Source organism: Hahella chejuensis KCTC 2396 (assembly GCF_000012985.1).
GTDB classification, from domain to species: domain Bacteria; phylum Pseudomonadota; class Gammaproteobacteria; order Pseudomonadales; family Oleiphilaceae; genus Hahella; species Hahella chejuensis.
In genome coordinates this window covers 1,560,627-1,587,500 of the sequence record NC_007645.1, presented here as the reverse complement: position 1 = coordinate 1,587,500, position 26,874 = coordinate 1,560,627, and the positions used below count along the sequence as shown (strand labels likewise).

The 26,874-nt window shown below is 53.1% G+C and carries 23 protein-coding genes (1 of these 23 cut by a window edge); 10 read left to right on the top strand and 13 right to left on the bottom strand.

The features are described 5' to 3' along the window. On the top strand, nt 1–154 hold the final stretch of the coding sequence (locus HCH_RS07145) for a GNAT family N-acetyltransferase (protein ID WP_041599312.1). 305 nt of this gene lie to the left of the window's left edge; the window shows 154 of its 459 coding nt (coding positions 306–459); its start codon lies off the left edge, out of view; the stop codon is at nt 152–154. Nucleotides 155–408: 254 nt separating this feature from the next. Here the strand turns inward: HCH_RS07145 and HCH_RS07140 are convergent, their stop codons facing one another. From HCH_RS07140 to HCH_RS07130, 3 genes are all read right to left on the bottom strand, one after another. Then, the gene (locus HCH_RS07140; protein WP_011395510.1) at nt 409–897 is read right to left on the bottom strand and encodes a DUF5063 domain-containing protein; all 489 of its coding nucleotides are present in this window, start codon (nt 895–897) and stop codon (nt 409–411) included. Between the two features lie 564 nt (nt 898–1,461). Beyond that, the gene (locus tag HCH_RS07135; RefSeq protein WP_011395508.1) at nt 1,462–2,067 is read right to left on the bottom strand and encodes a hypothetical protein; all 606 of its coding nucleotides are present in this window, start codon (nt 2,065–2,067) and stop codon (nt 1,462–1,464) included. A 305-nt stretch (nt 2,068–2,372) separates the two neighbouring features. Beyond that, nucleotides 2,373–3,125, bottom strand: a complete 753-nt coding sequence (locus HCH_RS07130; protein WP_011395507.1) for a TIGR00266 family protein — start codon at nt 3,123–3,125, stop codon at nt 2,373–2,375. Between the two features lie 284 nt (nt 3,126–3,409). Between HCH_RS07130 and HCH_RS07125 the strand changes: the two genes are divergently transcribed. Further along, entirely contained in the window at nt 3,410–4,579 is a 1,170-nt protein-coding gene (locus HCH_RS07125) for a hypothetical protein (RefSeq protein ID WP_041598487.1), read from the top strand. 50 nt (nt 4,580–4,629) lie between these two features. Here the strand turns inward: HCH_RS07125 and HCH_RS07120 are convergent, their stop codons facing one another. Further along, nucleotides 4,630–5,112, bottom strand: coding sequence for a GreA/GreB family elongation factor (locus tag HCH_RS07120; RefSeq protein ID WP_011395505.1), 483 nt, complete (start codon nt 5,110–5,112; stop codon nt 4,630–4,632). Between the two features lie 261 nt (nt 5,113–5,373). After that, nucleotides 5,374–7,008 carry a M28 family metallopeptidase gene (locus tag HCH_RS07115; RefSeq protein ID WP_011395504.1) on the bottom strand — a complete coding sequence of 545 codons (1,635 nt, stop codon included), beginning with the start codon at nt 7,006–7,008 and terminating at the stop codon, nt 5,374–5,376. A 390-nt stretch (nt 7,009–7,398) separates the two neighbouring features. Here HCH_RS07115 and HCH_RS07110 point away from each other — a divergent pair, with 390 nt between their 5' ends. Further along, on the top strand, nt 7,399–8,088 hold the full coding sequence (locus HCH_RS07110) for a crotonase/enoyl-CoA hydratase family protein (protein WP_011395503.1): 690 nt from the start codon (nt 7,399–7,401) through the stop codon (nt 8,086–8,088). A gap of 29 nt (nt 8,089–8,117) precedes the next feature. Here the strand turns inward: HCH_RS07110 and HCH_RS07105 are convergent, their stop codons facing one another. Beyond that, on the bottom strand, nt 8,118–8,759 hold the full coding sequence (locus tag HCH_RS07105) for a helix-turn-helix transcriptional regulator (protein ID WP_011395502.1): 642 nt from the start codon (nt 8,757–8,759) through the stop codon (nt 8,118–8,120). Between the two features lie 183 nt (nt 8,760–8,942). On the opposite strand from HCH_RS07105, the gene HCH_RS07100 reads away from it, so the two are divergent. Both HCH_RS07100 and HCH_RS07095 read left to right on the top strand, forming a co-directional pair. Continuing rightward, complete coding sequence (locus HCH_RS07100; protein ID WP_011395501.1) at nt 8,943–9,350, top strand: VOC family protein; 408 nt, start codon at nt 8,943–8,945, stop codon at nt 9,348–9,350. A 224-nt stretch (nt 9,351–9,574) separates the two neighbouring features. Then, complete coding sequence (locus HCH_RS07095) at nt 9,575–9,817, top strand: hypothetical protein (protein ID WP_011395499.1); 243 nt, start codon at nt 9,575–9,577, stop codon at nt 9,815–9,817. A 52-nt stretch (nt 9,818–9,869) separates the two neighbouring features. Here the strand turns inward: HCH_RS07095 and HCH_RS07090 are convergent, their stop codons facing one another. Next, complete coding sequence (locus HCH_RS07090) at nt 9,870–10,181, bottom strand: hypothetical protein (protein ID WP_011395498.1); 312 nt, start codon at nt 10,179–10,181, stop codon at nt 9,870–9,872. A 1,283-nt stretch (nt 10,182–11,464) separates the two neighbouring features. Next, nucleotides 11,465–13,027, bottom strand: coding sequence for a vWA domain-containing protein (locus HCH_RS07085; protein WP_011395496.1), 1,563 nt, complete (start codon nt 13,025–13,027; stop codon nt 11,465–11,467). 663 nt (nt 13,028–13,690) lie between these two features. Here HCH_RS07085 and HCH_RS32180 point away from each other — a divergent pair. After that, a complete protein-coding gene (locus HCH_RS32180; protein ID WP_011395495.1) occupies nt 13,691–16,555 on the top strand; it encodes a di-heme oxidoredictase family protein in 2,865 nt (954 codons plus the stop codon). A gap of 93 nt (nt 16,556–16,648) precedes the next feature. On the opposite strand, the gene HCH_RS07075 is transcribed toward HCH_RS32180, so the two are convergent. The 3 genes from HCH_RS07075 to HCH_RS07065 form a co-directional block, all read right to left on the bottom strand. Continuing rightward, nucleotides 16,649–17,713, bottom strand: coding sequence for a hypothetical protein (locus HCH_RS07075; protein WP_011395494.1), 1,065 nt, complete (start codon nt 17,711–17,713; stop codon nt 16,649–16,651). Nucleotides 17,714–17,735: 22 nt separating this feature from the next. Then, complete coding sequence (locus HCH_RS07070; RefSeq protein WP_011395493.1) at nt 17,736–18,710, bottom strand: alpha/beta hydrolase; 975 nt, start codon at nt 18,708–18,710, stop codon at nt 17,736–17,738. Between the two features lie 250 nt (nt 18,711–18,960). Beyond that, complete coding sequence (locus HCH_RS07065; RefSeq protein ID WP_011395492.1) at nt 18,961–19,848, bottom strand: LysR family transcriptional regulator; 888 nt, start codon at nt 19,846–19,848, stop codon at nt 18,961–18,963. A gap of 157 nt (nt 19,849–20,005) precedes the next feature. Here HCH_RS07065 and HCH_RS07060 point away from each other — a divergent pair, with 157 nt between their 5' ends. The 4 genes from HCH_RS07060 (at nt 20,006) to HCH_RS07045 (ending at nt 23,460) form a co-directional block, all read left to right on the top strand. After that, the gene (locus HCH_RS07060) at nt 20,006–21,316 is read left to right on the top strand and encodes an amidase (RefSeq protein ID WP_011395491.1); all 1,311 of its coding nucleotides are present in this window, start codon (nt 20,006–20,008) and stop codon (nt 21,314–21,316) included. 95 nt (nt 21,317–21,411) lie between these two features. After that, nucleotides 21,412–22,203: a glycoside hydrolase family 19 protein gene (locus tag HCH_RS07055; protein WP_011395490.1), complete on the top strand. Its 792-nt coding sequence runs from the start codon at nt 21,412–21,414 to the stop codon at nt 22,201–22,203. 9 nt (nt 22,204–22,212) lie between these two features. Continuing rightward, on the top strand, nt 22,213–22,752 hold the full coding sequence (locus tag HCH_RS07050; RefSeq protein ID WP_011395489.1) for an XAC2610-related protein: 540 nt from the start codon (nt 22,213–22,215) through the stop codon (nt 22,750–22,752). 171 nt (nt 22,753–22,923) lie between these two features. Then, on the top strand, nt 22,924–23,460 hold the full coding sequence (locus tag HCH_RS07045) for an XAC2610-related protein (RefSeq protein ID WP_011395488.1): 537 nt from the start codon (nt 22,924–22,926) through the stop codon (nt 23,458–23,460). Between the two features lie 9 nt (nt 23,461–23,469). Here the strand turns inward: HCH_RS07045 and HCH_RS07040 are convergent, their stop codons facing one another. Both HCH_RS07040 and HCH_RS07035 read right to left on the bottom strand, forming a co-directional pair. Then, a complete protein-coding gene (locus tag HCH_RS07040; RefSeq protein ID WP_011395487.1) occupies nt 23,470–25,989 on the bottom strand; it encodes a DNA polymerase II in 2,520 nt (839 codons plus the stop codon). 5 nt (nt 25,990–25,994) lie between these two features. After that, a complete protein-coding gene (locus HCH_RS07035) occupies nt 25,995–26,684 on the bottom strand; it encodes a class I SAM-dependent methyltransferase (RefSeq protein ID WP_011395486.1) in 690 nt (229 codons plus the stop codon). Nucleotides 26,685–26,874: the final 190 nt, after the last annotated feature.

The following is a 26,874-nucleotide window of genomic DNA, read 5'->3' as shown; positions in this document are numbered from 1 at the left end:
GAGTTGGGCGCGGGAGCTGTATCCGCAACACGACATCAAGATTCAAGCGCAGGCTTACTTGGAAAAGTTTTATCAAAGCTTCGGCTTCGTCACTATTTCCGAGCAGTATGACGAGGACGGCATTCCTCATATTGATATGTTGCTGAAAAAATAAATTTCTTATACAGGGAAATCCCTTCAAGGTCTTCTGTCAGATAGAAGGACGACAGGCGGCCTCCATGCCTGGGTTTAACAGCGCTTCTGCGTCAATTCCGTTTATAAGTCCGTTTCGACCCAGCCGGGTCAGCGGGCTAATCCTTTTGTGAGTCCATTTGTGAGTCCTTGGTGAGAGCGTCCCTCGCTATCCCGTCGCAGGAGTAATATTACCTTCTGCAGCGACAGATACTGTCGCAAACTTGGAATTTTTTTTTAGCAATTATGACGACGCCAATGCAACGCTTTTAACGCGTCGATGGCATGCTGCCCCCAGTGAATACGAAAGCTTTCTTCCCAATAGCACACCGCCTCTCTGGTGTGATTGTGATCCCATAAGGACAGGCCGTCTTTCATATCGCGATAGATATCCGCCAAGTCATCGGCGATGTCTCCCGCATTGACGGAAGCGGATTGCATGTCGAATGGGTCGTCGATATCGCGATACTGCGTAAATGGCATGGAACCGAATCTCTGGTAGATTTTTTGCCAGGCATCGTGGGTCATGGTTTCAAACTCCAAGTCCGTACCCGCCGGTTCGAAAGGAAGCTCCAGAATCGTCGCATAAAGCTTGGCCAGCAGTCTGGCGGCTGTCGCCATTTCTTCTTCTGCTGAGCCCGGCCTCGCTTCGCTCCATTGACAATATTCCCGGGCTAATTCTACAAAACGTTGAGTTTGCTCACTGCTGGGCTCTATTGTTTTCAAGTTCAGTTACCTCTGAATATTAGGCTCGTTGTAATTCTATTGCGCAGGCCATTGCACAATTAAAGCTGTGATGATCGACGCCCACTAAATCTTTGTTATCCGCGTAAAGACATGGGGCGTTTCGAGTGAATTTGTCACCAACGTTACCAAATACCCTTTTGATTCGACAGCTAGTATTAATGCTAGCCCTGTATTCATAAACGTGGATAGAGAATAATTGGCCACCCTTGCAAATTGCTGACAACACTCCCGTTTATCAGCTCAATACAGCAGGTCATGTATGAATACGCCGCCATCAAGGCGCAGACAGAGTTGCTGGAGAGCGATGAGGGGTTTAAGCAGATTAGCGGCTCAATTCACAGTCAGTCAGGGCCGAACGATATGTATAACTCCGCCAGCTTGAAACAAGGCTCTTGCACATGACCGGCGCAAGCGATTTCGTTATGACGGGAGACACTTACACCGCACCGGCGGACAACGCCTATACCGCCACATATAACCAAGCGCCGCAACTCTGTATGAGTGCAGCGCGTTCTTGCTCTTCCCACTGTAATGCGAGGCTTTTCAGTAGCTTCTCAGCCGGACTTTGTTTAAAAACTGCGTTCGCTCATGTTCGTCGGGAATGCACTCCGCCATAGCCTGATAGAGCTTGATTTCCGTCGGTGACTCTTCGCGGCATTTGCGCACGATACAGCCCGCCAGCGGCCCGACATAACGGCTGAGAAGCTGTGTCAGGCGTTGCAGCTTTTCTTCGCTCAAGGCGGTGCCAACGCTACTTTTATACTTAGGCTTCAGTCTGTTCGCTGCAGGCGCGGCCGCTTTCTGGCGCGCGGTGGAATCCATGCTGCGACCAGGATGAGTCATAACGTCGTTTCTATGGGCGCGATCAAGAAAAGTATCCCGTTCCGCGCCTTTGGGAATATGCAATGACAGCGTATCTATCATTTCCGGCAGCGAGCGGGAATGCGAGGCGGCATTGCGAATCAGGTGTGTTGAGACCGGCCCTAAATGTCGCGCCAGCGCAACGGTGAGGATGCCATAAATTTCCGCGGACAGTTGTAGTGGCGATGCTGTTTCAGATTGACCATTGCGCGTATTGCTTCGGCTTGCGCTCTCGTCGGCCGTGTGACTTCCATCCTTCCCATAAACTCTGGTTGCCAAAATATCCATACCATAGCCGCCTGTAATGTTGCTTTCGTTTTTAGTATCAGGAGATGTGAGAGAGTTTCACATTAAGAGAGGCAAGGCCTTGCAAGGCAATACAGATTCGACCGCATGACATCCCTCTCATACGCCGCGAACAATGCTGGGTCCGGGCGTGCGGCGGCTCAATGAAAGCATTCCGGGCTTCATGAGCCGCCAATTGAGCAAGCGTCGCATCAAGCGGACAACCGTCATTAATGTGATAAACGATCACCCGCGTGATGACGTTAAACGCCTACGACGTCACACTCTATCATGATAAAACGTCAGTTTCAGTCCTCTCCTACTTCTACGCCGCCATTTTGTTTCGGCGCATGAGCCAAGATTCGATCCGCCAGCCGTGAGAAAGGCAAACTTTGAATCCAAACGGTCCCGGTTCCCCGCAAGGTCGCCAGAAACATGCCTTCTCCGCCGAAAAACATGCTACGAATGCCTTTGACCATCTCGATTTCATAGCTGATGGAAGGCGTAAACGCGACCAGACAGCCTGTATCCAGGCGCAGTGTTTCGTTATCGAGGCGCTTTTCCACCACCGTTCCGCAGGCGTGGATAAAAGCCATGCCATCCCCTTCCAGCTTCTGTAGCACAAAGCCTTCGCCGCCGAAAAAGCCGCTCCCCAGTCGGCGATTAAACTCTACGCTGATGCGGGTTCCCATGGCCGCCGCCAGAAAAGAGTCCTTCTGACAGATAATGGTTCCACCCTGATTGGCCAGATCCACCGGTATAATGCTGCCGGGATATGGCGCCGCGAATGAAACCTGCTGCTTGCCGTGGCCGCTGTTGGTGAAGTGAGTCATGAACAGCGACTCCCCAGTCATCATGCGCTTGCCAGCGCTGAACAACTTGGAAAAGAAGCCCTGCTCAGGGTCCGAGCCATCGCCCATCTTGGTTTCGAACTCTATGCCGCCGGTCATATAGTTCATGGCCCCAGCTTCCGCAATGACGGTTTCACCTGGGTCCAGCTCCACTTCCACCATTTGCATATCGTGGCCTATGATCTTGTAGTCCACCTCGTGGCTGCGCATATCAGTTTTTCTCCTTGCGGTTTTATTGATGATCTCATAACGCCATAGTTATCAAACAGATGCAAGCCTCCCTCTTTCCACACAAGACGGGACAGGTCGTTGTGTTTCGTATTCTTGGCAAGGATCAATACAGCCATCGATAAAAGCAATTCCATCATCGTTTTGGCGCCCAGCGTACAGCCAATTTCATCACTGCAATTGTCCCGCCGCTGAGGTATAAAGGGAGCGCAAATATGTTCGGATACAAAGACTATTACAGGAAGCTTTTAGGTAGGATCAACACCATGGAACGCACTGAAAGGGAGCAGACTTCGGACAGCAACAAAGCCTTGCGCACACTACGCACCGCCATGTTCGCCGGCGCGGCGGCGATAGGACTCTACGCGCTGCAGTTTTCGGCGATCTCGCAAAAAACAGCGGTAGCCAGCGTCGGCCTGATGGTAGCCGGTGCCTTCCTGCTGCTGGGCGGCGTATTGGGCTTTATCTTCGGCATCCCCCGAACGTTGCAGCAGGAAGCAGGAGCGGCGGACAGTCAGGGAGCAGGCTACCTCGCCAACACCAACCTGGAGCAAATTTCCGACTGGCTGACCAAGATGCTGGTTGGCGTCGGTCTGACTCAATTGACCGCCATGCCTTCACACCTGCGCGTCGTCACCGGCTATATTGCGGAAGGCGTCGGCGGCGGACGCGACGCCTCTATATTCGCGCTCTCGGTGCTACTGTATTTTTCCATTATCGGTTTTTTGTTCGGTTATCTATGGACACGCCTGTTCCTTGCCGGCGCCTTCCGGCAGGCGGACCAAACCGCTCTGGGGACGTTATCTGAACGCATGGAGCGGGCGAATCGCGATATTGAGGAAATTAAAAAACAAACCAAGATGGACGCTGAGGCGCAGAATTTGGTGGATCGCCAGTTGAGTCCAAGTTTTGAATTGCCTCCCGCGCCACAGCCGGAACTGGACGAGGCCATTGCGGCCGCCTCTCCGGAGGCCAAGGCGAAGATTTTTTACCAGACCTGGAAAGTGCGTGGAGAAAGCTGGCGTAATAACAAGCAGCTTATGGAAAAGACCATTCCTGTGTTTCGCGCCCTGGTCAAAGCCGACCCCGACGGTCGCTTCCATATGAACCATGGACAACTGGGATTCGCGCTCAAGGACAAAGTAACTCCCGAGTGGGAGGACGCTTTAAAAGAGCTGACCTGCGCCATCGACATTCGCGGCGGCAATAAGGAAGAAGGCTGGAGATACTATGAATTCAACCGCGCCATCTGCCGCATTAATTTGGATGAGGCCTTTCGCAATAATCACCCCTCTGCCCCGCCTGTGCGCAAAGCGATTGTGGCGGATTTGAAGGAAGCAATCGCTCACGACTTTACGGACTTAATCGGCGCCAACGAAAATATTCAGGCATGGATGCAGTTGAATCATGTCAGCATGGCGGATATCGCCGCCTGATTAGGAAAGGCTGCACGGGAAGTCTGATCCAGGCTTCCCGTAAAATCCAGCTACTCTATCTCGACAATCTCAAACTCTTTCTCCCCATTTCCAGCGACAAGGGCAACAACATCGCCCACCATTTTCCCCATCAGTTTCATACCAATGGGAGAGCGCCGCGTAATGACCAACACTTCTTGTTCATCCAGCAAGAATTTAAATCCAGCCGCTTCAGGGCCCACAAACAAACGACGTTCTGAGCCATCTTCCGCTTCCAGTGTGACTAACGCGAAAACAGCGACTTCGTCTTGATCAGTGAAGTGTTTGGGCGGGGTATTCTGGTAAGAGGCCAACGCCGCTTCGAACTCCCTTACGCGTCGGGATTGCCCCTCCGCCAGATAAGACGCTTCCAGACCAAAAGTGTCGTATTTATTTTCCGCCACGCTTTCTTCATGAGTAGCGGTTGCGTGAGCGGTATTGGCCGCCTGCTGGGCGACAGCCAAGTCGTCCTGCAATTTAGCGATGATCAGTTGGTGAATTTTCTCTTTTCGCATGGTCCTAAAGCACAATGGCGCCGAAAACGAAGAATGTGATTATGGCGGCGCGCCGTGAATAAACGGCGCGGACATATAAGAGCGCGTCCGTTCAGACAAATAGAAAGAAGCTGCTTGTCCGCCGAGTGAATAAATAAACCAGATTCGTATTCCTGTCCATATCCGCCATGCAAAGAGCCGGATTACAGCCGCAAAAAAGCCCGGAACCGAACGAGTCGGCCGGGCTAAGCGCTATGGGTTTATCAACCAAGGATCAGTGGATTATTTGATCCAGTGTTTACCCCAGTGAGTAATGTCATAAGAGGAAGCGCTGGAGCTCGCGCTGAATGCGCGCATCGCTGCAACACCTTCGTCTTTCTTCGCCGCAGCCTCGATTTCATCATCGATGACTTTGGTGGACAGAGACAGCCAGCTGGTTACGAACGCCACAGCGTCGATATTAATTTCCAGTGCGTCCTGCGCGATGTTGTTGATGTCATCGCAAGCCTGATGGTAGCAGGGGTCCAGAGCTACGCCGGCGTCGCCGCCGTATTTCTCAGCCTGCTCTTCTGTCTTCGCAACTTCCGCGCCAGTGAACAGACCGCCGAAGGCTACGCCGTCAGTGAAGAACTGCGCATAGTCGGAACGGAAGCTGATCTCAGTGCCTTCATAAGGCAGCGCACGCAGCTTGTAGTAGTCTTCGAACAGTTTTTCAGTGGCTTTGGAACCGGGAGGGCCTTCCAGACCGAAGTCAGAACCGTCGCCGTCATAAATCATATAGGCGAAGTTCGGAGAAGCGATCATATCAAAGTTCAAGTAGACCTTGATTTTCTTCAGCTCATCTTCCGGCAGGTTCTGCACATAGTGAGTGGAGCCGACCAGACCTGATTCTTCCGCACCCCACCATGCGAAACGAATCTTGTTGCGGGGATGCGCGCGACGCGTTTGCAACGCCAATTCCAGAAGCGCAGCGCTGCCGGAGCCGTTATCGTTGACGCCAGCGCCTTCATAGACGGAATCAAGGTGCGCACCAACCATGACCACGTTGTCTGGATTGCCTCTTCTGGACTCAGCAATCACATTAACGGTTTCAGTTTGCTTTCTCACCACGTCAGTTACTACGTGCATCTGCAGCCCTTCGGCGCTGGCCCATGCGGCGCCGTTGTCGTAGGTCGCGAACACGACAGGAATGCCGCCGGTGTAATCATCGCCCAATGTGGCGTTCATCAGACCTTTACGGTCGTCAGTGTTGCCCTGGTTGAAGATGATGACGCCGATTGCGCCAGCCGCTGCTGCATTTTCCGCCTTGATCTGGAAAGTACAGGAGCCGCGCTGAATCAACGCGATAGAGCCTGCTGGGAAGCCAGTGAAGTCTTCCGCCTCACAGCCGCTGGTGGAGGCGTTATCCGGACCCAACGCCAGATCAACCGCAGCCACAGGGCCAGTTACATCGCCTGCGTCGGTTTGCGACAGATAAGTGAAGTCAACTTCCCACTCATATGAAGTGGTGTCCGGCGCAGTGGATTCCAGAGTTCCTGGACCCTGCGGATAAAACGCGTTGAACGGGAACGGCGCCAGCGTCACATTGTAGCCCGCGCTTTCCAGCGTGGATTTGATGTAGTCGACGGAAGCGTCGTAACCCGGCAAGCCAGCAGCGCGAGTGCCGTCGTTAGCGCCAGCGATGTCGTTCAGCATTTGCAGGTGCGACATGACGTTGTTAGCCTGCATACAACGAGGCAGTCCCCATGGGGAGTTATTTAAAACGCCAAAACGGCATTCCAGTGGGTGCAGGCGGTCTGGGCTCCAGAATTCATTCAAGAGATCGCTGCGTGAAGGGGGCGCCGAATGAGCGGCGGTGGCGAGAGCAAGAGTAAGAGAGCTCAAAGCCATGGATAGGCTTGTCTTCTTCGTTAGCATTTATTCCTCCAGTCCATATAGGAGATTTATTTTTATCTGATAGGCCTGTTTTTGACCGGCTATCATTTTCGCCCTATACAACTCCTCCTAGGCGCGATCCGTCTATAGTAGTCAGATTGAGTCTATGCGGAAGGGGTTAGTCCGAGCTTTAGATAGGTAATTACCGAGGGCCATTATCCCTCACGTTTAATTAATGTGAAGAGGCTCACACTTTATAATGTCAACCCTTAGCGGACTATCCCAATAGTCTCGGCTGGACAATAAGTTAGCGCGCATGAATCGCATTCCCGGCCTATTCAACCGCCTCTCTGAAAAGGTTTATGTGCCATAATACGCCGCCTGATAAGTCATATAACAACACAGCCAACACACACAGTTAAGGAGTCCACGATGAGCGAATTATTGAGTTATGAACTCAAGGACAATGTTGCCGTCATCACCCTGAACAACGGCAAAGTCAACGCCATTTCCCCGCAATTGATTGATGAATTCAACACCGCCCTGGACGCGGCGGAGCAGAACAAAGCCGTGGTAGTGATAACGGGAACTCCAGGCATGCTCTCCGGCGGCTATGACCTGAAGGTCATGACGCAAAGCATGGAGTCAGCGATGGCTCTGGTGAAGCAAGGGTCCACCTTGTCCCACCGCCTGCTTTCCTTCCCCATGCCCGTTATTGTCGCCAGCCCTGGTCACGCCATCGCTAAAGGCGCCTTCCTGTTGCTGTCCGCGGACCTGCGCATCGGCGTCGAAGGCCCTTACAAAATAGGCCTGAATGAAGTGGCCATCGGCATGACCATGCACCATGCCGGCATCGCCATCGCCCGTGCGCGTCTGGCGCCGGTATTCCTCAACCGCTGCGTCATCAACGCGGAAATGTTTGCTCCCCAACAGGCCAAAGAAGCCGGCTTCCTGGACATCGTGGTAGACGAGTCGGAGCTGATGGCGCGAGCGATGGAAGAGGCCCAAAAGCTGGCTTCGCTGAACCTGAAAGCGCACAAGAACACCAAGCTGAAAGTGCGCAGTGCGTTCTTGAATGAGCTGGCGGAGGCCATTGAGAAAGACGCGGCTGGATCTCTGTAATCCCGATCCGCCTCAGGCGCGCCCGCTCATTATCGAGATTTCCCCGTAAACCGATAACAGCAGCGACGCGCGCCTTTCAGTAAATGTTCCGTGCGCTCCACCATTGCAAGCCCCTCAAAACAACGCTGAAAATTTTGCAGTTCAGCGCGGCAAAGTCCCTGGCAATGCTGCGCCGCAACACAAACAGGACAATGGTTTTCCACCAGATACCAAACACCCTCGTCCTGCTCAAAAAAAGCATTCGCCATGTAGCCTTCCGCACTACGTAGCTCCGCCAGTGCAGCGACGCGCTGAGCCATATCCGGGTATACCGACAGCGCAGTGAGATAACTCTGCAGCTGCTTGGCGTTGCGAGCTTCGATAAGCTTCTCCAATCCCTTCTCGCCAAACACCTCGCGAGTGGATGCGATCAAATCCACAGTCAGGTTGGCGTGACTGTCGGGAAACCGGCTCTGCGCCTTCTCCGTCAGTCGCCATTTCGCCACTGGGCGACCCCGCGCTTTCCTTTCCTCCACGCTATATAACAGCCCTTCCTGCTCCAGTTTCGCTATATGTTGCCGCGCGCCCATAGTGGTCATGCCCAACAATGCGCCCAACTCAGGAGCGCTGGCCGGCCCTCGGGATTTAATCAAGTACAGAATGCGCTCGCCGCTGTCTTCCTGCGTCGTCAAAGAAGCCTCACCATTAAAATTATGTGGATAGCGCCTCAGTATACGTCGATAGGAAAAATTTAGTAAAGCGATAGCTTTACTAAAGACGACAACGGGAATAATCTATTTTGGAAAGCATTCGCTTTACTATATAAACCTAACAAAAATCCCAGCCCTGGACGGGGCGACAATGGAGGACGAACCATGTATCTGGAGCACGCAAACATCACTGTTGAATCCATCGAAAAGTCCATGGAGTTTCTGCAAACCGCTTTCCCTGATTTTGCATTACGGGGCGAAGGAAGCCTGATGAATCAAAGCGGAAAATGGGCGCATGTGGGCAATGACAGCTTCTACTTCGCGCTACAGCAATGCGACGACCATCTAAGCGAGATCAGCACCCGTTACATCCACGACGGCATCAACCATATAGGCATGGTGGTGGAGGATCTTGATGGAGTGACGCACCGTTTACAGCAACGCGGTTACGACGGCTACGAGACAGAAGCCCATCCCTTCCGCCGCAGAGCTTACTACTTTGATCCAAACGGTATTGAGTGGGAGTTTGTGCAATATCTGAGCGACAAGCCAAAGGAGAGGAATCTCTATTAAGATGCGAACTTTAGCCGAGATTTTATGACGTTAAACGCCTCGTAAATGGGGCGTTTTTAGTCAATGCCAGAAAAGTTGGCGATTTAGCAACCAACGCGCAGGAAAAGTCCATTTTCGAGGCTTTTATTTAACAAAGTTTCACAAATAAGCGCGAAATAATTATCGGAGAAACCCGCCGCCATCGGATACCATGACTCAACATTATTACAAGAACCGAGAGTGCTATGACCAAGTTAGTTTTCCGGGTCGCAGTCAAGCAAAGTGAGAAAGCGGACTATTTCTCTTCAATCCCCGGACTTCTGGTTTGCGGCGTGGGAGGCACGCTGGAGGAAACGCTGGCCAACACCCAGCTCATCATCGCTGACTATCTGAAAGACAGCATCAACGCCCCTGTTGCAGCGATAGCGGACACCAAGGTCACTTATACCGACGTCACCTGGCATATCGTTGAGATTAACCGCCCTTAGTTCCATGGCTAAGTGACTCTGCGCTCAGCCCCCGTTTTATGCCGAGCTTCGATCAACGCTGCTTACAACCTAACGACATTTCTTCATAGCCGACAACGAGATCAGGGGAGACAACCACTCTTCGCAACCTATCGCTACTCTTCTCATAAAACCAGAGGGATTGATCCCCGCCTTGGGCTTCACTGACCCGCATATCGCTTTTCGCCATCACTTTGTCGCAAGGCGGAACGGGAAAACGCATTAGCAAGACCATCTCACGACGAACGGCGTCTTCAAGCCGCCCGGCGAACTCGCTCCATTGCATAAGATACCCCACGCCAAATCCCAGCAAGAGGCACATTAGCGCCACAATAATCGTCTTCATCTACACACTCTGATATCGAATAAGTTTCAGGCTGATAATTTACAGTATTAGAGACAGTGAAACTAAGCAGAGGAGATCGAAATGGGAGAAGAAAGCCGACGACAAAGATTTGCATGACAATCTCGCGAGCTCTACCAACCGAGCTACAGTCATCAAAGACTGCCAGGACTCGAACCCGGGACCTCACGAATCAATGTAGTCATACGGACATTCGTCAGCGTAAACCAAAACGTTTTTCCATATACGCCCAAAGCTAAGACCCAGGATATTCCTCAGCTCTGGCGTTATGGAGAAACGCTCTTGTGAGCGCTTCCCTTCAGCGACAAAAATGCATAAGACGCAGCATGGTTTCAGTATGTAGTCTTATACGCATTCGCTAAAAAGAGCGAAAAGAAGCCAACAAGCGCAGCGCAAGGCGTGAAGTATGTAGCCCAGCAAAGTATTTGGCCTAAAAAGTCGGCGACAAAAGTTTGTATGACGCATATACCGCGCGCCTTTCCAATGGGCCTCAACTGTGACCAGTCGCCGGGATTCGAACCCGGAAATTCGCAGCCCCGATGTAGTCATACGGGCATTCGCCGATTTAACCTAAGAACCTTTGCATCAAACGCAAAAGCGCTTTCCCATAATTTCATCGTTATGGGGAAACGCTCTTGCAAGCCTTTCCCTTCGGCGACAAGAGTATGTGTGACAGTCCTGCTCTCCCAACTGAGCTACCACGCCATTTTAAGCGTGGGCGGGACTCGAACCCGCGACCTGGCCATTAAAAGTGGTGTAGTCACACAGGCATTCGCCGGTTTAACTTTAAAAACTCCTGATTATTAACAGCAAAGCGCTTTCCCATAACGTTCTTGTCATGAGGAAGCGCTCTCACGAGCCCTTCCCTTCAGCGACAAATGTATGTGAGATATTTTCCTGCTCTAATCCAATTGAGCTACCGCGCAAGACTTCAGCGCGAACGGGACTCGAACCCGCAACCTGGTCGTTAACAGCGATGTAATCCCACTGGCATTCGCCAAAATCAACATTGGGCGGCCAACAAGTTGTGGTCAGGATGTTTTTGGATGTAATCCTGACCGGCATTTGGCCTTAAAAAACACGGCGACAATAAGGGCGTATGACAGGTCATCTGCTCTACCAGCTGAGCTACGGTCGTAGACCGCCGGGACTCGAACCCGGGACCAAATGGTTAATGTAGTCATACTGGCATTCGCCGATATCAAAATCTAAGCCTTCGAAACAGGCCGCCCGCAGGCGGCCTTTTTCTCCACCAAGATCCCTGGCTACAGTTCGATTTCCCTGATGGTGCGCACCCAGGTCTGTGGGTTATCGCTCAAAAAGGACTTCATCACGGTGAATACCTGATCGGAGAATCCTCCCACGTTCAGGATGTCATCGCGCTCCATCGCCTGGGTGTACGCGTTGGGCACAACATCGATACACACCATTTTTGCGCTGGGGTTACGCTGCTTTAGTTTCAGCCATTCCTGCATTACCGCCGTCCCTGAGTTGTAACCCGCATAACGGCCGTTCGTGTCGATCCATGACTCGTTATCGCTAACGAAGACCACCGTATCCACTACCGCTTTACGCCGGTTCAGCTCCACCAAGGGCGCGGAGCAGTTGGTTCCACCGCCGCCCAGTTGCGCCAGCTTGGTCGCGTTGGTCATCACCGAATCCCGGGGATTCAAACGCACCTGATGCACAGAGGTCGCAAACGGGAGAATCTCCGCATCCTTGTTTTTCGCCAGGATAGCCGCAGCCACCAAAGCGGCGACATCGATACACCGCACCTTACTGGAGGCGCCGGGACGATAACCTGACACCGACTGAGTCATAGACCCGCTGGTATCCGGCAGCACGACAACCCGCCCTTCCAGCGCCGGCACATTCTGCAGCGCGATTTCCATCGCATCCTGTAAGGCCTCCGTCACCATTTTAGGCACACCTTCGCCCGCCATGGTGTAAGCGGCCATCAACTGGTACGGGAACGCCTTGGCCTTGCGAATGGCGTTCTCATCACGCAGACGATCAGCGATCACACGATCCATTCCTTTTTCATTGAACACCCCCTGCCGCGCAAAGGTGTTCAAGTTCATCCGCGTCATCTGCCATCCGGCATTACGGGCGATGCCCGCCCAATGCGCCTGCGTCAGGTTCAGCGCCGTCAGCAACCGAAATTCCACTTTCGGCAACGGCTGAGACTGGTCCGCCTTGAAGGCTTCATAATCCCGCACTACCTGCGGCAGCTTCTCCGCATCGTATTCCTTATCGATCAGATAACCGTACAGAGCCTGCCGCATCAGGCTTTCCGGCTTTGGACGCACCATCTTGATGACATCCTTCATCGAAGGCGACGCGCCGACTGAATCCATGAACAAAGAGGACTCGCCACGAGCGTTGATCCACTCTTTCACCAGCCGCTTGGGCATGGTTCCCAGGGATTTACGCCCCACTACGCCGGAACGCATGATCTGCACAAAGTTTCTCACCATGCGTCCGTTATCAATGACCCGCTTAAACACAGCCGGAACCAGCTCCGGCGCCCTCACAGTCAGTATCGCAGTCAATAGCGCCGGCATATCTTTCATGAAGCCGCGCTCCCGAGCGAACACCGCCAGTTTTGCGATAAACTCAGGCTCCACTTGAGCCGCGAATTCCAGGACTTTTCCCAACTGATCTTCAGCGGAAGCATAAAATGTACTGGTGAAACATCCGGTCACCGCATACTGCGCCAGCGCATGCTCTGCGGAATATTTATAAGCCAGGCCGCCGGCCTGATTAAAGGTATCCGCCGCAGGCGCCATATTTCCGCGCTGGGTGTTGAATAGTGTTTTACTCGCCATTTCTTTACTCCCGCCGACAATACATTCGGCTTTACTGAATTTCACTGCTGCTTGTTCTAGTCGTCAGGCTGTATCGCAGTGTTCTAAAACATTGTTTGTTTACTTGCCAGATGTATTGCAGCCTAAATGCCAACTTTCCAAAACCATCTGAAAATATTTTTTAACTCATTGATATAAAACAATTATATTTTTATCTCTTGATTTCTCATGGAGAAATTTCAGTTTTCAGAACGTGAATTTTATATCTATAAAAATAAATGATTATCATAATAAATAATCGATATCCTGGTCTGCTTTCAATTTGTCTCGTGTCTCGTGTCTCGTGTCTCGTGTCTCGTAATAACGACTATACTTAACGCCACAATGAAAACGCTTTCACAAAATTCATAAAAATCAGGACGCTTGAGACAAGAGTTAATAACGGATTAACAAGGAGGCAACATGGAGATAACTATTTGAAAATAAATATTAAAAGGAACAAACATCGCCAGTTCCGTCAACGCTTGCGTCTGGCATGAAGGAAAATGCTAGTCCGGATTACCGATTCATCTCAGCACCTGAGCGTTGTATAAGCCTGAACTGGCCAATACCAAACAGGGATAGCTTTAGATGTATGCGCTTCCTTAAGACAAAAATGGTAACGCTTTCATAAAGAGACCGCCTATGAAAACTAAAGACTCCATCATGGACAAGCTGCTGACGACTCTACTACTGCTTTCAGGAACCGCCTACGCCGCTGATCCCGGCGACCCTCGCGAGTTCACTCAAACACTACAGATGAATGGCGGCTCAGCCATGCTGCGCTTCCACTCTCCTCAAGCCCTCAACCTGCGCTCCCCCACGGAACGGGTATATATCAACTACCGCATCAATGGCTCGCAAATACAGGTTGAAGAGCTGACGGAAACAGCTTCGCAGACCGATTTTGAGGCCCAGATTTCCGGATTAAACGACGGCGACCGCATTGAGTACTACTACACCCAGGTGCTGGACGCCCAGTTCGCAGAACTGCCGGTGGATAGCGGCTGGTTCAAATACAAAGTCGGCGAAGGTTTCTCAAAGCCCGCCTACCCGCTTACCTTTACCTTCGGCGGCCGTTTTCGCGACCGGCATGAGGGCGAAGGCCGCTTTGATCACTATGTCGCCGGCTACACCAGCGGCACCAGTTACATCGCCACCTTCAAAGACTGGGGCGATCGTCTGGAAATGACTGTCGTGACCGACGATCCTACCGATAACGGCGACATTCGTTGGAGCGACCATATCGGCGTGCCTGACCCGCTAAACAAGCAGGATGTCTGCTATCGCGCGGAATTCGATAAAGGCGGCGACATGGAGCAGGTCAACGCCAACACCTGGCGCTATGTCATTAACGACGTCAAAGAGGGCCAACTGATTGATCTGGAGTGGACGTTCAAGCGCGCCAGCACCGATCAGCAATACTACAACGACATTTTCCGCATCCGCATTGGCGAGGGACGTCTATCTCAGGAGCGTCAACACCCTTACTTCTCGCCTGGCGGCGACACCACACCCAACATTATTCAGGATAAGCAGTTCCTGTTCGCACAGCATGTAGTCAATATTGGCGGTCAGGAAATGAAAGACTTCCTGGCGGGTAAAACCTTATTCGACACTGACTTCGGCGAGAGCAACCCGGATATCGCACTGCATGCGCCCCAAACAAAATACGATTGTATCGGCGATCAGCCTTCCCCCAAGCAATTCATCGACTTTCCACAACGTGCGCGTACGCCGGTGACGCTGGCGAATCAGCTGGGACCGCAGTTCAACAACAGCTCCTGCTTCGCCTGCCATACCAATGACGGCCGCGGAACTCCGCCGGAGCCGGGACAACCTATGCAATCCATGCTGCTGGCGCTCAGCGTCGCGGGAACGGATGCTCACGGCGGCCCTGCGCCGCACCCCACTTACGGGTCGCAGTTACAGGACAAAAGCGTGAATGGCGGATCTGGCGAAGGACAGGCCAGCGTGACTTACCAAAGCATCACCCGCAACCACATTGGCGGAGGAACCTACACTCTGCGCAAGCCAATTTACGACTGGACGCTGGACTCCCCCATCAATAGCGGCGACATTCTGTTCTCACCGCGCATTGCGCCGCAACTGACTGGTATGGGGCTGATCGACGCTATCTCCGACGCCACCCTATTAGCTTTCGCTGATCCCGATGACGCCAACGGCGACGGCATTTCCGGCAAAGCCAACTATGTGTGGGACAGGCAATCGCAAAGCATGCGTCTGGGCAAATATGGCTGGAAGGCCGGACAACCCACCGTACTGCAACAGACCGCCAAGGCGGCTCATGAAGACATGGGCGTCACCAACCCTATCTTCGGAAACGGCGCAGAGTTTTCCATGGAGGATTTGCATAAGATCGAGTCCTACGTACGCCATCTCGCCGTGCCGCCCAATCTGGAGTTTTTCGCCGATGAGGCGTCACAAGCCAGCAAGCTACGAGGCAAAGAGCTGTTCAAGGAAGCCAACTGTAGCGGCTGCCATATTCCCACTATGACCACCTCGCCGGACTTTGAAGTGGTCTCGCTTCGCAATCAGGTTATCCAACCCTTCTCCGATTTCCTGTTGCACGACATGGGACCAGAACTCGCAGACAAGCGCCCCGAATACGCCGCAACCGGTTATGAGTGGAGAACGCCGCCGCTATGGGCGATCGGGCACTTCGCGGAAGTTAACGGCAACGCCCGTTATCTTCACGATGGCCGCGCCACCTCTATCGAAGAGGCGATTATGTGGCACGGAGGCGAAGCCGCCGCCTCACGGGACGCCTTCTCAGCCATGTCGCCCTCTGAGCGCGAAGACCTGATCGCATATACCCGATTCCCGTTTGTTGATCCTGTCGCAGATGGGGGACCTGCCGTGAAAACACCATCGGCATCGATCGTTTCACCGACGCAGGGCAGCCAAGTGCAGCGCGACTTCGACCTGACTTTCACCCTGCGCAACTGGGAAATGAACGTTGATGGCCGTCATTTGCATTGGTTCGTGGATGGCGTCGACCAGGGCGAGCGCTATGACGCGTCTACTATCGCCATCTCCGGGTTGTCCGATGGCGAGCACACCATCGCCGTGAAACTGGCGAACGCCGACCATCAGTTTGTGGGCGGAGCGCAGGTCAACGTGAAAGTGGGCGGCGACGCGCCCGGACCAGATCCGCAGCCGCAAGGCATTACAAAGAACGCAGATGGCAGCGTCACCTATTCCATCACGCTCCCTAGCAGAATGGAGCGCGTGCAGTTGTTTGTGGAGAAAAACGGCGGTTCAGGCTACTTCTGGGCGCCAATGTTGAAAGCGGACGGAGTCCTGCAAAACGGTGCGCAGGAAGCCGCCAACAGTGACGGCTCATACCGATACAGCATCACGCACCCGGCGTCGCATTACGCACAGGTACAAACCTTGCGCCATCGCTTCTACGCATATAGCCCTGCGGCCGGGCAGTTGTTTCAACCCGGCCCTGGCGACGCGCTGGGCGAAGTGTTCAACTACTGAAGCCGAGCTTAAACGCGCAGCATAAAACTGTTGCAGACTAAAAAGGGGCGCTAGCGTCCCTTTTTACGTTCTACGTTTTACTTTTTTTAGCCCTCAAGCCAATAAGGCGAGGATCTCCGTGACAGCCTCGTCAATTCCTGTCAAAGCTGGAGGCTTCATGGGCGGCGCGGCGCAGATCTGATTCAACTCATCGACAATCGCGCCACTGAACAGGCGCCTCTCATCAATTTCCTGACATGGGACATGCTGCTGCAGCCACTCAATCTGCGAAGGTTCTTCCGGCCAGTCTCGTCTGGGCAGATACAACACCGGCGTTTGATTCACCGCCGCCTCCGCCAGCGTGCCATAGCCGGGTTTGGTGACGACGGCGTCGCAGCTGGCGAGAAGATCGATATGTGGTATTGGGAAGTCTTTGTAGCAGATAAAGTCATCCCGGCCGTTTACCGGCTCCCCTGTCAACCAAACCAGCCCTGGAGTGACCGGCCAGTCGTGAAAGGGGATGGCGTAAGGCATCCCGCCCATAGACACCAACACAAATCTGTCTGCGTCCGGACGCTGCAACGCCTCACGCAAATCGCATCGGCGACCGGATCGCGATATCGGCCCGATTGACTTCACATGGGCCATGCCCGTCATCAGCATCCCCGGATTCACTCGCAAAAACGCCTGGGCTTGATTGTAGGATTCGCACAACCAGTCGTAGATCTCACGACTATTCGGTTTATCTCCGCAATAGGACAGAAAAATATCCGCCCAGTTCAAAGAGCAAAAGTGTAGTGACGGTATCTGTAGCCTGCCTGCGGCGGCGGATAGCCGATAACTGATATTGGTCAGCACCAGATCAGGTTGGCGCCCGCTCAGGTGCGCCGCTTCTGCGGCCAATATGTCCGCCCGGCGCTCATATTCGTTCAGGTAGGCCTCATAGGTCGCCTGGACGTTCACCTTCAACGCATTGAACATCGGCATACCCAAGTCCGTTTGGCGTATTACATGCCGAAACGGACACTGCAACCAGGTTTGCAGGATCGACAGCGGCGCTTCGCTTTGGATGACCAGTTCGATATCCGGGCGCGCACTCATCAGGCGGTTCAGTACGGGCGCTGCTTGCGCCAGATGTCCGAAACCATGAAAGGAAATCGCGCAGTAAACAGTCTTCATTCCGCCGCCGCTCCGCCCGACATCAATTAAGCGCCCAGTAGCCAACCGGTTTCAGATGTTTAGTGAAGAACGCCTTGGTCAACTCCACCACTTTAAGGTCATTAAAGCGTCCATGTTGCCCGCCTTTAACCGTGTAAAAAGACACCGGCACTTCCGCTTCTTTCAAAGCCGTCTCTAACAATTGGCTTTGATGATGGGGAACGATGGGATCAGCATCGCCATGCACAATCAGGAATGGTGCGTCGCCTTCACTGACGTAAGTGATCGGATTGGTCCGCTTGACTTTATCCTTGTTGTCCTGAATCGCGCCGCCGATCAAACGGGATTCGGGAGAGTCGGCCTTATCATGAGACTCACTGGCGGGAAGGCGGTGCTCATCCATCTGCAGGAAATCCGTAGGGCCGAAATAATCCACCACTGCCTGCACCCGGCTAGATACGTTCAGGTTCTCGCCGACGTCAAAGTCCTCCACATCTCCCGTCGTTCCCAGTAAAGCGGCAAGATGACCGCCGGCGGAAGCGCCCCATGCGCCAATGCGATCAGGATCGATGTCATATTGTTTGGCGTTGGCGCGCAACCAGCGCACTGCCGCTTTGACATCTTCCAATTGCGCGGGAAACTTGGCCACATTGCTAAGGCGATAGTTGAGGCTGGCTACCGCGTATCCTTCGTCTACGTAGTCAATGGGAACGCCTTTGACCTTATCGCCATTCATCCAACCGCCCCCGTGAATCCAGATAATCAGAGGGATATTTTTACCGGCGGAGGGGAGGTACAGGTCCAACTTCTGTTGCGCATGGCCGTTACTCACATACGCCATGTCTTGATGCGAGATGACTCCCTGCTCTGCGGGAGGAATGAATCCGGAATCGGGCGTCGGCGCAGATTTTCCCCGCGCGGACGGCTGCTCAGACGAGGAGGTCGTCTCAGGAGAACTCTCAGCCGCCGCCACCGAAACACTTACCATGAGGAAAGCAATGAATGCTTGAAGCCGCATCTGACTATCTCCTTTCGATGCAGTGACCACGCGTCGGTTTTAAGCACATCCTTTTCCGTACGCGTTATTAGCATAGGCTCACGCAGAAAAAGCGCCAGTATATCCGACGACGACAAATGGCGCTGAACATAACATGCGGAAGAACGCAGTGACAACCGAGCCTGTTTGTCGCTGAACGTGAAGCATCCTATTCCAGCGCGGTGGAAGAGACGGTAATGGAAAACTTCCTTTTATACTGTCTTCTTACGCCTCATCCCAGACTACTCGTTGCAATGTATAACTCATGAGCGGCTTCGCCAAGAGCGCGAGAGAACAGGCTGAATACGGCGGAGCGCGGCTCTGAGCGTTCAATCACGCCAATACGCCGATAAAAAACATCACCCTTTAATTCAAAAACACGCACTTGGCTGACATCCAATCCCGGCGAGATCGGCAACAAGGCGACGCCCAATCCTTCCTCCACCATTTTGACGATCCCCGTGAGTTCATCCATCTCTGCGCAATCATTCACATGCAGACGATGTCGACGCAGAAAACGCTCCACCAGACGACCGCCGAATGCGCTGCGGTCATAGCGGATAAAACGATGGGCCGTTATTAGCGCGCGCCAGTCGCTTTCATGTGCGTCATGGGGGGCAATCAACGCGTAACGCTCATTCGCCAGGGGCGACCAGTTCAACTCACGAGGCAGTGCAAAAGGCGGTTCCACTAATATTGCAGCGTCGATTTCGCCGCTATCGACCAGCGCCAGCAGCTGCAGCGATGAGCCGGGAATAATTCGTAGCGATATCTCGCTTCCCGCTCGACGCAGATGGGACATCGTTACCGGCAACAATCCGGCTTGAGCCGTGGAAACCGCGCCAAGCCGCACTTCCCCCCGTATAGGCCGCGACTCAGTCCCCTCGCACATACCGCCGAACAGGTCCAAAATCTGCTCCGCTCGCCCAATCGCCGCCCTGCCCTCCGCCGTCAGTTGCGCCGACCGCCCCGCACGTTCAAACAACGGGTAGCCCAGCGCCTCTTCCAGGCGTTGCATCTGCGCGCTAACCGCAGACTGGGTCAAGCCAATACGATCGCCTGCGGCGGCGAACGTCCCGCACCTGGTGACTTCCAGAAAGGTTTTAAGCTCTCTCAACATCGTCGATTGGGCCTCTGTAGCTACACGGATAGACAGTTTCGGATAAACGAATTGATCAATAAAATTTGATAATAGGCTAAAAATTTATTGTTTTAAATTCCAAAAATTAATCAATAGAGTAACTCCGCTGAGGTCCTTAATCATACGGAGAAAGACTGTGTCCCTACCTTTAACCGACGACGGGGCACAATGGGTGAAATCCATTCAGAACGGCGAGTGCAAGGTGGAAGAAATGTGTGAAGCATTGATCACTCAGATTAATCGCTATGAACCAGACATACGCGCCTTCGCAGCATTCGATCCTCAAAAGCTGTTGCAGCAGGCTCAAGCGATAGACTCCCGCCCAAGCAAAGGAAAACTGAGCGGACTCCCCATCGGCGTAAAAGACATCTTCGACACCGTCGACTTTGCCACAGAATATTTCTCTCCTATCTATCGAAATCACCGCCCCTCGCGAGACTGCTCCGTGGTGGCGCGACTTCGGCAAGAAGGCGCTATCGTCATGGGGAAAACGGAAACCACTGAATTCGCCTTCATGCATACCGGACCAACCCGTAACCCACATGCAATGGATCACACGCCAGGCAGTTCCAGCGCCGGCTCAGCTGCAGGATTGGCGGCGGGATTCTTCCCGGTGGCGTTGGGCTCGCAAACGGCGGGCTCCTTGCTCAAGCCCGCCTCCTATTGCGGCCTGTTCGCGTTTAAACCGACTCGCGGCATTGTCTCTCTGGAAGGCGTGAAACCTCTGGCGCCCAGCTTTGACACCGTCGGCTGGTATGGACGCAGCATGAATGACTTGCGGTTACTCGCGGAAGTCCTGCTGGAACCCTACATATCACTGCAGACGTCTCCCGTCACCCGCCCTCTCCGGCTGGCCTGCGTCATCGACGAGTTTTGGCCTACAGTGGAGACGTCAGTCAAGGAGTCTTTCCTCACCAGCCTGTTGACTCTACGCTCCCAGGGACATCACATTGAGAACACTTCCACGCCATTCGGTCTGAGGCAGTTGGCGGAGAGCCATAAGATTGTGAACGACAGAGAGGGCAGCCGCGCTCTGGCTTATGAGTACGCCAGCCGCCGCAGCCAGCTCAGCGCCTCCACCTTGGAAATGATCGAGAACGGCTTACGCCTGACCTTCGTCGAAGAACTCGCGGCCAAAACCACAATCAACGCCGCCGCAAACGCCTACCCTCAATTCATGGCCGACTACGACGCCATCATCACCCTCAGCACGCCCCACTCCGCCCCGGAAGGCCTTCTTACCACAGGCACATCCGATCTGATCAAAGTCTGGAACGCCCTGGGCGTCCCCCAACTCAACATCCCCCTCACCCTCCCTGGTCGCCTGCCAGTGGGACTGCAAATCGTAGGGATACAAGGAGGTGATGGATGGTTGTTGGAGGTAGGTAGAGTGATCGCTGGCGCGTTGGGAGTGAGCACATCAATGATGACCTTAAAGCCTTACTGACAATGTAGATTAGACCTTATACCCGAGTGACCCGTTTTAGCTATTCCTCTTAGAATTTGATTTCTATTCGCTTACGCATACAAGGAGGTTATTCAATGTGCATAAAGAGCAGTGTGGGCCTGCACGGGACCAATTCAAAAACAGACGTAAAAGTCATTCAAGCAGCATTAAATCTTTATACATCTGGCTCTTTTCTCTTAGAGTCGAAATTAACTGTAGATGGACAGATAGGCCCAAAAACCATACAGGCCATAACGCTACTTCAAAAATCCTCGGTACAAATATCCAAGCCTGACGGAAAAGTCGACCCCAAGGGGAAAACACTTAAAACTCTAAAGCAGGGCGTCACGAAAGGATTAAGCGAATACGCTTTGGCAGCAATCATGGCGCACGGGAAATCATCAGTAATTAATAAGTATTTTCCCTTGCTCCAAAATAACCTTTCCCGATACCAGATAAATTCACCGCTTCGCATTGCGCACTTTCTTGCCCAAGTCGGCCATGAAAGTCTGTCTTTTAGATACACAGAGGAACTAGCCAGTGGAGCCAATTACGAGGGCAATCTAGCTCTCGGAAATACACAATCAGGCGATGGCGTTCGATTCAAAGGGCGAGGATTAATTCAGCTAACTGGTCGCAGCAATTACTCAGAGTATGCCGAGTATTCCAGAATTGACCTCATGAAAAAGGGAAATGAGGTATTGGTGGCGTTAACTCCCGCCTATGCATTGGATGTAAGTCTCTGGTTTTGGAATAAGCGACGCTTAAACACCAAAGCTGATAAAGATGATCTCCGTGGCGTTACTTATCGTGTAAACGGTGGTTACACTGGTTTACAGGACAGGCGAGACTATCTTGATCGCGCCAAATTCTTTCTCTTGCCTTAGAGTCAACTTATGCGAAACCCGTACATACTACTAACCATTTTCCTGGCCGCCTGTTCGCAGGCTCAAAATCAGCCACAGCAGAACGCCTCGCCAGTGATTTGCGCATTTGAGTCTGAGCAGATAGATACCTGTCACTTTGAAGATGGCGGCAATGAGATATCCGCAACGCTGACAACCCATCTCAGTAATGACGATGAGCTTCATATCTCTGCTATCAACATCTCTCGGGGCAAGCGCCGGCAAACTCTGAGCGTATCGCCGGATGCATTACTATTGCCGGGTGACAGAGGGTATATATCGTTCGAAGATATCAACTTTGATAACCATGCAGATATCGCCGTCACCACCAGCTTAGGGGCCGCCAATCTTTATCTGGATTATTGGGTCTACTCGGAGGACCAGAAGCGTTATGTGAAGGTTGGAAACTTCCCTGTGCTCAAACTCCATCCAGAAACGCAAACAGTCACAACTGAAGTCCGTCTCAACGCCGCGCAATACGATAGAAAAGCCTACCAATGGCGCGGATTAGAACTTGTGGTGGTTGAATAGTTGATTGAACGCCAAACGCCTTAGCCCTTACAGACGAATTGCCGTTGCGGCGTCTCGCGCTTAGCATAAATGCGCCCGGGAAACGGGGAGTCATTAATGTGAGTACGACTCCTCTATGTGATATCAGGCGCCCAGGGCGTCTGACTCTTATCTCGACGAGAAGGACTTTTTATGCGACGCGTTGCGCTTCTTCTATTTCCCATCATCACGTCATGCGGCGTCTCGCCGCTTCAATCCATATCGAAAGACGGGGACGCTTGTTTGTTTGGCGTCGGCCGCATTCCAACCTGTGAACATACGTCTACGACTCTTCAAGTGAAAGCTTCACCGGTACTGACGACGCTTGCGGATGATCAGGTATTGCTGCAAGCCGTAGCGGTCTCCATCAACGGTCAGGAGCAACGTCTGGAGATAGCGCCCGACACGGTATTCTTCGCTGGCGACATCGGCCATATCGCTTTTGACGATATCAACTTCGACGGTTTTCCCGACCTGGCCATCACCACCTCTGCGGGCGCAAAACACGTGTTTCTGGATTATTGGCTGTACTCCCAAAACGCCAAGCGCTTCATGAGGCTGGGCAACCTGCCGGAGCTAACTCTCGACCCCGCGACTCAAACCCTCAGTTTGCAAGTTCAAGTCAGCGAAACGCAGTATGAGAGAAAGCGGTTGAAGTGGAAGGGCGCAGACTTGATTCCCATTGACTAGGAACCAGCCTCAGAACAAGCCGATTTGCCCGCCGGAGATATCCTGAAAGGACGCGTTCATGAAGCGAAGAATGCCGTCGGCGATTGGCTCGATCTGTCGCTCTACGTAGAGGTCATAATCCAGCGCGGAACGTCGATACTCCAGAGGCTCCGGCCCATTCACCGTCACCACGTATTCAATCCATCCGCCGCGCTGATAACGAGGCGGCAGCCCCTGCTCTTCACGAATCCGGTCCGCCGTGCGCGCCGCCTGTACATGAGGCGGAACATTGCGCTGATACTCATCAAGCCGACGACGCAAACGCTTACGGTAGTAGAGCAGGTCGTCTTTTTTGCCTGCGCGAATATCGCTCACCAGATCGCGCACGTAATCCTCGTAGGGCTCATTATGAAAGATGCGACGATAAAGCTCTTTCTGGAAAGTGCGCGCCAGAGGCGTCCAATCGGTGCGCACCGTTTCCAGCCCCTTGAACACCATTTCCGGCTCGCCCTCTCCTCTGGCGGCCAAGCCGGCATAGCGCTTCTTGCTGCCCTTTTCGGAGCCGCGAATGGTCGGCATGACAAAGCGCAAAAAGTGCGTCTCAAACTGTATTTCAAGAAAACTCTCGATGCCGTATTCCTGCATCAGATAGTCCCGCCACCACTGATTCAGCGTCGCAGCCAGTTGCTTTCCAACGCTATCAATTTCCGCCGCCGCGCTTTGCTTATGCTCTTTCAACCAGACAAACACTGAGTCAGTATCGCCATAGATGACCTGATGCCCCTGCTGCTCAATCAGCTCCTTGGTGCGGTACAGAATCCGGTGTCCGCGTAATGTGATGGAGCTGGGCAAGCGATGATCGAAGAACCGGCAACCCGGCGTGCCGAGCACGCCATAAAATGAATTCATCAGAATTTTTATCGCCTGCGACATCGCCGCGTTTTTGTGGCGTTTCGCTTCATCCCGGGCCGCCCACAGCTCACCGATAATATCCGGCAATATATTGTGATCTTTTGAAAAAACCGCGCCATTAAAGCCGGGAACCAACCGTTTACGGTCAACCTTCACGGTTTCCTGTTGATCCCACAGATCTTCACGCAGAACATCCTGTCCGCGTTCGATTTCAATCCCCCTGATACGCGCCAGCGGATCAATTTTGAAGGTGCGGATGATGCTGGGATACAGGCTTTTAAAGTCCAACACCAGCACGTTGCGGTACAGTCCCGGAATCGAATCCATCACATAACCGCCGGGGCTGCCCACGCCGACAGGATTCTGCGGCAGCATCGGCGCTACATAGCCTGCGCGATGCAAACGCGGCAAGTAGCGGTTATCGAAAGACGCCACCGAGCCGCCGAAACGGTCCAACGCCAACCCAGTCAGTTGCGCCCGCTCTACGGCGAACTCAATCAACAGCGCGTGCTGAAAAATCTCCCACACCAACTGACAATCTTCCAGGTTATACGCCGCCAATCTGGGCTTATCGTGAAGAAACAAATGGGTGATTTCATCGCCCCGGTTATCCGGGTCATGAATCAATTTGCCTCGTCCCAACAAGTGCTGGGCGACATATTCCAGAGAAAAGCTTTCGAAGTTATAAGTGGCGGATTTGAGCGTATCAATGCCATCCAGCACCACACGGCCAGGAATGCATAAAGTGAAATGCTGGTCGTCGCTGCGCGACTGGCGCCAGTCCATCGCTGCGCCGCCGCGTCCAGGATGGAAAGGGAAGTTCAGTTCGTCAGCCTTCTTTTGCAGAAAGCGCAGATCGAAGTTGATGACATTCCAACCAATCAGAATGTCGGGATCAAAACCGTCAAACCACTCCACAAAGCGCCGAAACACTTCCGATTCGTCAGCGCAGTAAACCAGGTAATCCGGGCTGTCTTCCGCATTCTCACCCACCATGAACACACGATGCTGCATGGCGCCAGCGCCGACATCCGCGCCGTAAGATGTCGCCGCCAAACCGATGGAATATAACTGCGCCCCATCCATGGACGTTTCAATATCCAGTGACAATACCTTGAAATAAGGCGCATAAGGCGCGGGCTTTATGCGTGGATTGTGGAACTCCAGCACGCCATCCTTTTCCACCGCCTCGCCGTGAACGACCATGGAGCCGGTCACAAAACGCTCCATCAGGAAACGGTCTGTAGGATGAATATCCGCCTCCATGGGCGCGAGGCCCGCCTGCATCAGCATATCGCGCACGCGATAAAGGTTGCGTTGCTCGCGCAGATACACCCCGTGCACCGGCTGCCCGCCAAAATCCTTCAGTTCAAGCTCTTTTTCATACCAGGGAGGGCGCTCGCCACTGCTATCGCCGAGCAGGTTGGTCAGAATACGACGCGCCACAGGCATCGCCGAACTTTCCAGAAAAAACACCGCATATTGATCGCTGACGATCAGTCGCACCGGCCCCCGATCCGTCAGCATCCAGAATTGCAACGCCAAGGATTTGGTGAGTCCGCCCCGCGCCCTTTCCTGCTCAGGGACAAGGTCATCCCATTGGCGGGTCAGCAGAAACCCTTTCAGCGGCGCGGACATTGGAATTATTCAGCCTCACGTTTGCGGTCGCGGCAGGCGAACAGCGCCACACAACCGACTATTTCCATTTCGACGTGATTAAAGTAGCGTCGTAAAACGTCATGAAGCGCCGTTGCGCAATCCTCTTCGTTGCAGAAAACGCCAGCTTTGTTGAGGCTGCTCATACAGAGCCGGGTGAACATATCTTTCTCTACCCCAACGCTCAGCACCGTGGAGCCGAACAGGACGCCGTCATCATTCAACAAGTGACTCAAATGCCCGAACGCCTCGCCTTTGCGTTCGAAGTTCCCCGGCACGCAATGCATGACATAGTTCACCGCGATAGAATCAAAACCCGGCGCGCCAATCTCGACAGGTTGCAGTATGTTGCGACGATAGCATTGTGGGTGATAACGGGTGAGCCGACGTGACGTCTTCTGGAGACAGCTTTCACTCAGATCCATCAGCGCCAGCCTTGGTTCCTTGGAAGGGAAAGTCGAATGATCCAGCAAGTAGCCCGAGCCAACGCCGACTTCCAGATGATTGGCGCTGAGATGATCGCGATAATGGCGCAATACCCGCTCGGTTGGACAGCCCCAGGCGTACTTATCGATGAAACCAAACAGCGCCAAGTCGTAGACCGCCAATGTCAGCGGGTTAAAGTAGCGTTGCGACAGCTTTACTCTGCTATCCACAGGTCGGGAAACTGTTTCCATCTATCACTTCTCCTGGAGGCCGACCGTCGTTTCATCCCTCTTCCTGCGCGAGCATCACAAAACCCGGGCGCGCCCGGCAAGACAAAACAACATGTCTGAATTGAGTTTTAAGGCATCCTAACACCGAAACTCTGTTTTCGCCGCTACTATTTATTTTATAAAAGACTGACTGATTTATAACTAACAGCTT